This is a genomic window from Xanthovirga aplysinae (genome assembly GCF_009711365.1).
Taxonomy (GTDB): Bacteria; Bacteroidota; Bacteroidia; order Cytophagales; family Cyclobacteriaceae; genus Xanthovirga; species Xanthovirga aplysinae.
Map to the genome: position 1 here is coordinate 1 of NZ_SMMB01001117.1, position 8,474 is coordinate 8,474.

At 39.8% G+C, this 8,474-nt stretch carries 4 protein-coding genes; all 4 read left to right on the forward strand.

Features of this window, described 5'->3' with window-relative positions; genetic code table 11:
• The coding region (locus E1171_RS13335; RefSeq protein WP_222931499.1) for a SusC/RagA family TonB-linked outer membrane protein at window positions 1-3,121 on the forward strand (3,121 nt) is incomplete at its 5' end.
• Between the two features lie 16 nt (window positions 3,122-3,137).
• Window positions 3,138-4,613, forward strand: coding sequence for a RagB/SusD family nutrient uptake outer membrane protein (locus E1171_RS13340; protein WP_155206506.1), 1,476 nt, complete (start codon window positions 3,138-3,140; stop codon window positions 4,611-4,613).
• An 81-nt stretch (window positions 4,614-4,694) separates the two neighbouring features.
• Window positions 4,695-6,104, forward strand: coding sequence for a PKD domain-containing protein (locus tag E1171_RS13345; protein ID WP_155206507.1), 1,410 nt, complete (start codon window positions 4,695-4,697; stop codon window positions 6,102-6,104).
• Window positions 6,105-6,212: 108 nt separating this feature from the next.
• Window positions 6,213-8,474: glycoside hydrolase family 3 N-terminal domain-containing protein (locus E1171_RS13350; protein ID WP_155206509.1), on the forward strand; the 2,262-nt coding region annotated here is incomplete at its 3' end.

Genomic DNA, 8,474 nt, shown 5'->3' on the forward strand with positions numbered 1-8,474 from the left:
TTTTTTAACCAATCAAGATCAAATGAAAAATAGTCTACATGGATTACCACTAAAGAAAGGGAAAATTTTTTCTTTAGTAATGCTCCTGGCAGCACTGACCACCCAGCAAGCATGGGCGCAGGTTAAGATTTCCGGAAAAGTTTTAGAGCCTTCCGGTGAAGGTGCTATTGGTGCCAATGTGGTAGAAAAAGGAACTTCCAATGGTACTATCACAGATATTGAGGGAAATTTCAGTTTGGAGGTGACCGATGAAAATGTTAGCCTTCTTATTTCTTACGTAGGCTATACAGATAAAGAGGTGCCCTTAAATGGCCAAACCTCCCTTGAAATAACTTTAGAAGAGGATGTCAAAGCCCTGGAGGAAGTAGTGGTTGTAGGTTATGGTGTACAAAAGAAAAGTGTTGTAACTGGAGCCATCGCCTCTGTAAAGCCAGAAGAAATCCAACAATCACCAATTGCTCGGGTAGAAGAAGCTTTGCAAGGTAGAACTGCCGGTGTGCAGGTGGCAAGTAACTCGGGACAACCAGGCTCCGGATTAACAGTTAGGGTGCGTGGAACAGGATCCCTTAATAACTCTGACCCACTTTATATTGTTGATGGTGTGCCAACCGGAGGCATGGATTTTCTTAATCCCTCCGATATTGAAAGTATTGAAGTATTAAAGGATGCGGCTTCAGCGGCCATTTATGGTACCCGAGCTGCAAACGGTGTAGTTTTAATTACAACCAAGCAAGGAAAGGCAGGAAAAACCCAAGTGTCTTATGACATGTACTATGGAGTTCAGAACCCATGGAAGAAAGTAAGTTTGTTGAATGCCACCGAATATGCTAACATTCTCAATGAAGCATCAGTGAATGATGGAAACCTTCCATTATTTGATGACCCTTCTGCTTTTGGAAAAGGAACAGATTGGCAGGATGAAATCTTCAATTACAATGCTCCGATTATGAACCACCAAATTACAATATCCGGTGGTAATGATAAATCAACCTTTTCGGCTTCGGGAGCTTATTTTGGGCAAGAAGGAATCGTTGGTAATTCCGACAAATCTTACTTTGATCGTTACTCTTTCCGTTTAAACTCAAATCATAAATTATCTGAAAAAATTACTTTTGGTCAGAACCTTTCTTATACCCATATTTTAAAATCAGGATTAGTTGACAATCAGGAATTTGATTCTCCAATTGCTCGTGCCTTAAATATGGATCCGACCATTCCGGTTTATGATGAGGATGGCAATTTTGCTCTGCCTCGATCTGGATTCCAGGAAGTGGTAAACCCTGTAGCTAGTATTGATATAACAAATCAGGAGTTTACCCTAGACAAAATATTTGGTAATTTCTATGGAGAGTATGAAATTTTGAAAGGACTTAAGTTCCGATCTAATTTTGGTCTTGATTTAGCATTTGGAGATAACCGTGAATTCATTCCTATTCACTTCCTAAGTGGAACACGTCAAAGTCCAAATGCTATTGCCAGAAGAAGAACCGAACGATGGTACACCTGGTTATGGGAAAACACTTTATCCTACCAGAGGACCGTAGGAAAGCATGATTTCACTGGTTTATTGGGAATGTCCGCTCAGCAGGATACTTATATGTCAGTATTTGCTCAACGTAGTAATTCTTGGGCTACAGATTTTGATAATGCTTTTGTGAATTCGGGAGATGCTTCAACAGCCATGTCAGAGGGTGCCGCTACAGATCATACCTTACAATCCTTTTTTGGTAGAGTGAACTATGCATTTGCAGATAAATACTTATTAACTGGTACCGTTCGGATGGATGGTTCATCTAATTTTGGCCCTAACAATCGTTATGCGATCTTCCCTTCTGTATCCGCTGGTTGGGTATTCTCAGAAGAAGACTTCTTTAAGAACTCTGGCTTAAGTAATACTTTAAATTTTGCTAAACTAAGGGCCAGCTGGGGACAAAATGGTAACGAAAGAATCCCTGGAAATGCTTACTCATCAGTGGTTGATACCTATGGTCGAGGATATACTTTTGGAATGGACCCAACATTGCATGTAGGTGCAAGCCCACAAAGAATGGATAATCCGGATTTGAAATGGGAAACTTCAGAACAAATTGACATAGGGGTAGATTTAGGCCTTTTCGATGATCGATTAACTATCTCCGCTGATTACTACAATAAGAAAACAAAGGATATGCTCATGCTACTTGATATCATGGGGTATGTAGGATTAGAGGCCCCATGGGCAAATGGTGCGGATGTATTAAATGATGGAGTGGAATTCGGTGCAGAATATAGAAGTTCAGTAGGAGAGCTAAATTTCAGCATTGGAGCAAATGCTGCCTATAACCGAAATGAAGTTACTTTTATCAATAATAACAGCGAATTCATCCCGGGTGCAGGTATTGGAACCATGGGAGTTGTTTCACGTGCTACCGTCGGAATGCCTATTGGATACTTTTACGGTTATAAAACGGATGGCCTTTGGCAATCACAGGAGGAAATTGATCAGTATGATTGGTCAAGTGAAAGTGTCAAGCCAAAGCCAGGTGATCTTCGTTTTGTAAAAGAAGATGGAACTTATGGAGAGGTATCAGAGGATGATAAAACTTTCATTGGAAAACCTACGCCAGATTGGACTTTTGGTCTGAACATTTCTGCGGACTATAAAGGGTTTGACTTCGTCGCTTTCTTTCAGGGAGCTGCCGGATTCCAAATATATAACGCTACCCGTCGAGCTGACTTAAAGCAAGTCAATATGCCTGGCTCATGGCTAGACCGTTGGACACCTGATAACACCAATACAACCATGCCTCGCGCGACATTGGATGATCCAAATGGAAACTATTCCAATATTTCGGACTTCTACGTGGAAGATGGAGACTATATTCGATTAAGAACCATACAGTTGGGTTACACTCTTCCTGAGCGCCTTTCTCTAAAAGCAGGCATGTCAAAAATAAGGGTATATGTTTCAGCCGACAATTTGTTTACCCTTACCAAATATTCAGGTTTAGACCCGGAAATTGGTTTTACAGGTGGTGATCCAAATAACCTTAACTCTCCTGGAAACCTAAATCTGGGTATTGATAGAGGATATTATCCACAAGCTAGAACATTCCGAGTAGGAGCAAATATTAGTTTCTAAAAAATAAAGTCGAATAATGATGATTAAAAAATATATATTGACGGGGATTTTAGGAGTTGGCTTACTAATGGGGGCTACCTCTTGTGGAGAAGATTTTCTTCAGAGAGATGCATTGGATTTAAGACAGTCCGATACTTTTTATAAGAATGAAACCGAGGCCATGGAAGCTTTAGTGGCTACCTATAGTGTCTTGCAATGGCAGTATGTGACTAATTATGGCCCATTAGAATTGATTTTAGACATCGCTTCCGGTGATACAAGAAAAGGGGGAGGAAGTGCCGGTGACCAGCCTCATATGGAGGAGTTTGAGCCTCAAAATGTGGTTCAGCCTACCAACGTGGCTCTGGAAGTATGGTGGGATAAATATTATACTGGAATTCAAAGAGCCAATCAATATTTGGAGAGAATTGATGGAGTTGAAGCAGATGAGACTTTTAAGACAAGAACCATAGGAGAAGTAAAATTCCTAAGGGCATACTATTACTTTGACTTAGTACGTCTTTTTGGAAACATACCTCTAATTACTAAAACCCTGGGCTTAGATGAAATGGATCAAACGCAAGCTGATCCCAAGGATGTTTACAATCAAATTGCTACGGATTTGGTAGAGTCAATTCCTGCCTTACCTCAAGCTGTATCAGATTCTGAAATGGGAAGGGTTACTTCTTATGCGGCAAAAGCACTTTTAGCCAAGGCATATATGCATGCTAATGGTGTGTATGGAGTCAATCTTACGACTGCGAACGGAGAAGTAATTGATAATGGTCGTGCGTTGCAAGAATTGCGTGACATTATTTCTAGTGGGGCTTATGCGTTGTTAGATGATTATTCTAATCTCTTTAGAATGGATTATCAAAACAGTTCAGAATCCTTATTTTCAATTCAATTCTCCGATCTAGCAGAATGGGGCGACTGGGGCTATGGTGTAGGTACTCAGGGAAATTTCTTGGTTACCATGCAGGGAATCCGTGGTCATAATTCTGATGAAAGAGTTGAAGGATGGGGCTTTAATCTTCCTACTGAAGAATTATTTAACACCTTCGAACCAGGCGATTTAAGACAGCAAGCATCTATTGTCGTGGCTGCAGATTTGGAAGAATCCTATGATGAAAGTTATCAGCAGACAGGATACTATACTAATAAATATACGGGCCGCCCAGAAAATAGACTGGATGATTCCAGAGGCGGAGATTTCAACTTAAACTTTAGGTTGAATACGCAAACCATTCGCTATTCGGATGTACTATTAATGGAATCAGAACTTAGTGGGGATGCAACAAACCTAAACAAAGTAAGGGAACGTGCCGGTCTACCTGCTGTAGGTTATTCACAAGCTGCCATTGAACATGAAAGAAGAGTAGAGCTTGCTTTGGAAGGCCAACGCTACTTTGATTTGATCAGATGGGGTAAAGGACCAAGAAGTAAAGATTTATTCCCAATTCCTCAAAATGAGATTAACCTGGGTGGAGGAACCCTTGTACAAAATCCATAATGGCTTCCCGATAGGAAACTATCGGGAAATCTGCATTGAATTTTTTGCTATATCCAAAATAAGAAATTAAGAAAAATGAAGATGTTTAATTATAAATGGGCCCTGGGGACATTATTGGCATTAGCCGCTTGTAGTCCTTTCGAAGAAAATAAACCTGATACAGGTTTACCCCCTACACCAGATCAAGTAAGTTTCTCCTATGCTCCTACTTCCAGAAGTACTAATGTGATCGAATTTGAGAACACCTCCGAAGTAGGTTTTACAGCTGTTTGGGATTTTGGTAACGGTTCTACAGCTCAAGGGGATAAAGTGGAGGCTGAGTTCCCTTTTAAAGGGGATTATAAAGTTACTCTCACAATAATGAATAATGGAGGAAAAGCAAGTAACAGTCAAATCATTACTTTAGAACAGGATGATTTAAGCCTTGTAGAAAGTGATGAATATAAATTTCTCACTGGAGGAGTGGAGGCCCTAAATGGTAAAAACTGGGTTGTTGATAAAACCAGGCCTGGACATATGGCGAATAGTGAATCTGCTGATAAAGTAGAATGGTGGAGCGCAGGTCCTCTAGAAAAAGAAGGTACAGGTTTATATACAGATGTTTATAATTTCAATATTTTTGGCTCAGTCTATACCCATACTACTAATGGAAAAGTATTTGTAAATGGAGCCTATGGAGATGATTTTACTAATACTGAACCACAAGAAGACGATTATTCTGCTGCATATGAGGATTATCAGGCTACTTGGGGTTTAGTGGAAAAAGAGGATGGCTATTACATTGTTTTAAGTAATGGTGCAGATAAAGCGTGGCTTGGATACTATGCTGGCCCAACCGAATATAAAATATTGAATTTGGAAGAAAATGAGCTTTATGTTTCCTTTTTTGATGCAAAAATGAATGGGTATTGGTTTCATCGTTTAATTCCTGAAGGTTACGAACCAGATCCTTTGCCAGAAACTCCAGAATACGACTATAGTAACTTCTCACAGGATTTTGAAAATCCTGATTTCGAATGGGGACCATTCCCAATGGATATGCCAAACTTTGAAATTATTTCTAATCCGGCTCCAGATGAAGTAAATTCTTCTGGAACGGTTGGGAAATATGTGACTGATGAAGGTGTACAATGGCAGAAACTACCAATATTGTTTGACAACAAGGTAGATTTAAGTGTGAAGAATAAAGTGAAAATGAAGGTTTATTTCCCATTGGATAATTCTTACGATAACTTTGAGGTGGGAGGGGAACGAAATCCATTAAATACTACAGCTGCGGTATGGTTCCAAAACCGAGAGTCTGGGGAACCTTGGACTTCGGAGGTTAAATTAACTCAAACGGTGGAACAAGGTGATCAATGGGTTGAACTAGAATTTGATTTTAGTCAGTGGGTTGGTCCAACTGAATTTGACCAATTATGGATCATTTTAGGAAATGAGGGCCATTTTAAGGCTTCAACATTCTATTTAGATGATATTGAAATTCTTTAAATAGGTTTATCCTATTGGAAGGAGGGTAAGGTTTATCCTACTCTCCTTTTTTTATCTGATACATCTAAATTTCTAAAACACTGTTAATTACTTTTTAAACTGCACATAATGACCACAAACAGCATCAAAAAGTACTGTTTTCTGTTGGTATTGGCTGCTTTATTAGTTTCTTTCGCTGTTCCGGCCTTTTCGGTAAACAATACACAAGCTATAACACATACCAACGAGAAACAACAGCAAAAAACCAATAGGAAGATTGAAAAGCTGCTCTCCAAAATGTCTTTGGGAGAGAAAGTGGGACAGATGACTCAAATCACCTTGGATGTTATTACTAAGGGAGAAAGTGTATTTGTCAGTGATGAGCCTCTAGAATTAAATCAAGAATTGGTTTTAGAAGCCATTAAAAAATATAAAGTAGGTTCATTTTTAAATACGGCCAACAACCGAGCTCGTACTCCTGAAAAATGGAATGAGATTATCGATCAATTGCAGGAAATTTCCATGAAAGAATTGGGGATTCCAACCATATATGGAGTGGATGCCATCCATGGAACGACTTACACAGTAGGAGCTACGTTTTTTCCACAACAAATCGGAATGGCAGCCACCTGGAATCGTGACCTTGTTCGAGAAGGAGCCGAGGTAACCGCTTATGAGACCCGAGCCAGTGGCATACCATGGGATTTTTCACCTGTACTGGATATGGGAAGGGATCCAAGATGGCCACGCATGTGGGAGACTTACGGAGAAGACACTTACCTAACTTCTGAAATGGGTAAGCAAGCCATTATTGGTTACCAGGGGGAAGATAATGACATCAGCAAACCTGGAAGGGTAGCGGCCTCATTGAAGCATTTTATGGCTTACTCTTCTTATTCGGGAAAAGACCGTACTCCAGCCTACATTCCTGAGAGACAATTGCGTGAATTCTACCTGCCTTCTTTCCGTGCAGCCGTTGACCAAGGTGCTTATACGGTGATGGTTAACTCTGGATTAATCAATGGAATTCCTGTACATGCCAATAAAAATCTAATTACAGATCTTTTAAAAGGAGAATTGGGATTTGAAGGCTTAGTAGTTACCGATTGGGCTGATATAGAAAACCTTCACAACAGAGACAAAGTAGCCGCTACTCAAAAAGAAGCCGTAAAAATGGTCGTGAATGCGGGCATTGATATGGCAATGGTGCCTTACAATTTTAACTTTACCACTAACTTGATTGAGCTGGTAAAGGTGGGGGAAGTGGATATGAGCCGTATAGATGATGCAGTTCGTCGAATATTAAAAGTAAAATTCGCTTTAGGTTTATTTGATCAGCCGACTACTGAGGTGGCTGATTATAAGGAATTTGGTTCCTATGATTTTGAACAGGCAGCCTTAGTTGCTGCTCAGGAATCTATTACCTTGCTCAAAAACAAGGAAGAAATCTTGCCTTTGAAGAAAAATGCCAAAGTACTGGTTACTGGTCCTAATGCCAACAGTATGCGAACATTGAATGGGGGATGGTCATACTCCTGGCAGGGCGAAAAAGTGCATGAATTTGCCGATCGCTATAAAACTATTCTTGCCGCAATTACCGATAAAGTAGGGAAAGAACAGGTGACTTTTGTACCAGGCGTAGAGTATAACAATGAAGGAAAATATTTTGAGGAAAAAAATCTTGATATTGAAGCCGTTGTCGAAGCTGTTGAAAATGTGGATTATATTATTTTGGCCTTAGGGGAAAATTCCTATACTGAGAAGCCAGGAGATTTGACAGATATGTATATTTCTGAAAATCAATCGGCATTAGGCAAAGCTTTAGCAGCTACAGGTAAACCTGTAATTTTAATACTCAATGAGGGGCGTCCAAGACTAATTAGCAAATTTGAATCTGAAATGGCTGCGGTTGTGCAAATGTATTTACCAGGGAACTTTGGGGGAGTAGCTTTAGCAGATATTTTATTTGGAGATGTAAATCCAAGTGGAAAATTGCCCTATACGTATCCCAAATACCCTAATAGTCTGTTGACTTACGATCACCAACCTTCTGAAAATCAAGAAAAAATGGAGGGTGTGTACGATTACGAATCTTCTTTTGAAATTCAATATCCTTTTGGCCATGGTTTGAGCTATACTTCTTTTGAGTATAGCGATTTGAAAATTAATAAAGCCGAATTTAATGCAGATGATGTGTTGGAAGTGAGTGTGAAGGTTACCAATACCGGGGATCGTTCCGGAAAAGAGGTGGTGCAATTTTATGCTTCTGATTTGTTTGCATCCGTATCTCCTTCTGTCAAGCGGCTTAAGGGATTTGAAAAAATAGAATTGGCTCCAAAGGAATCAAGGGTTGTTTCTTTCCAAATTTCAGCGAAAGATTTGGCTTTTGTG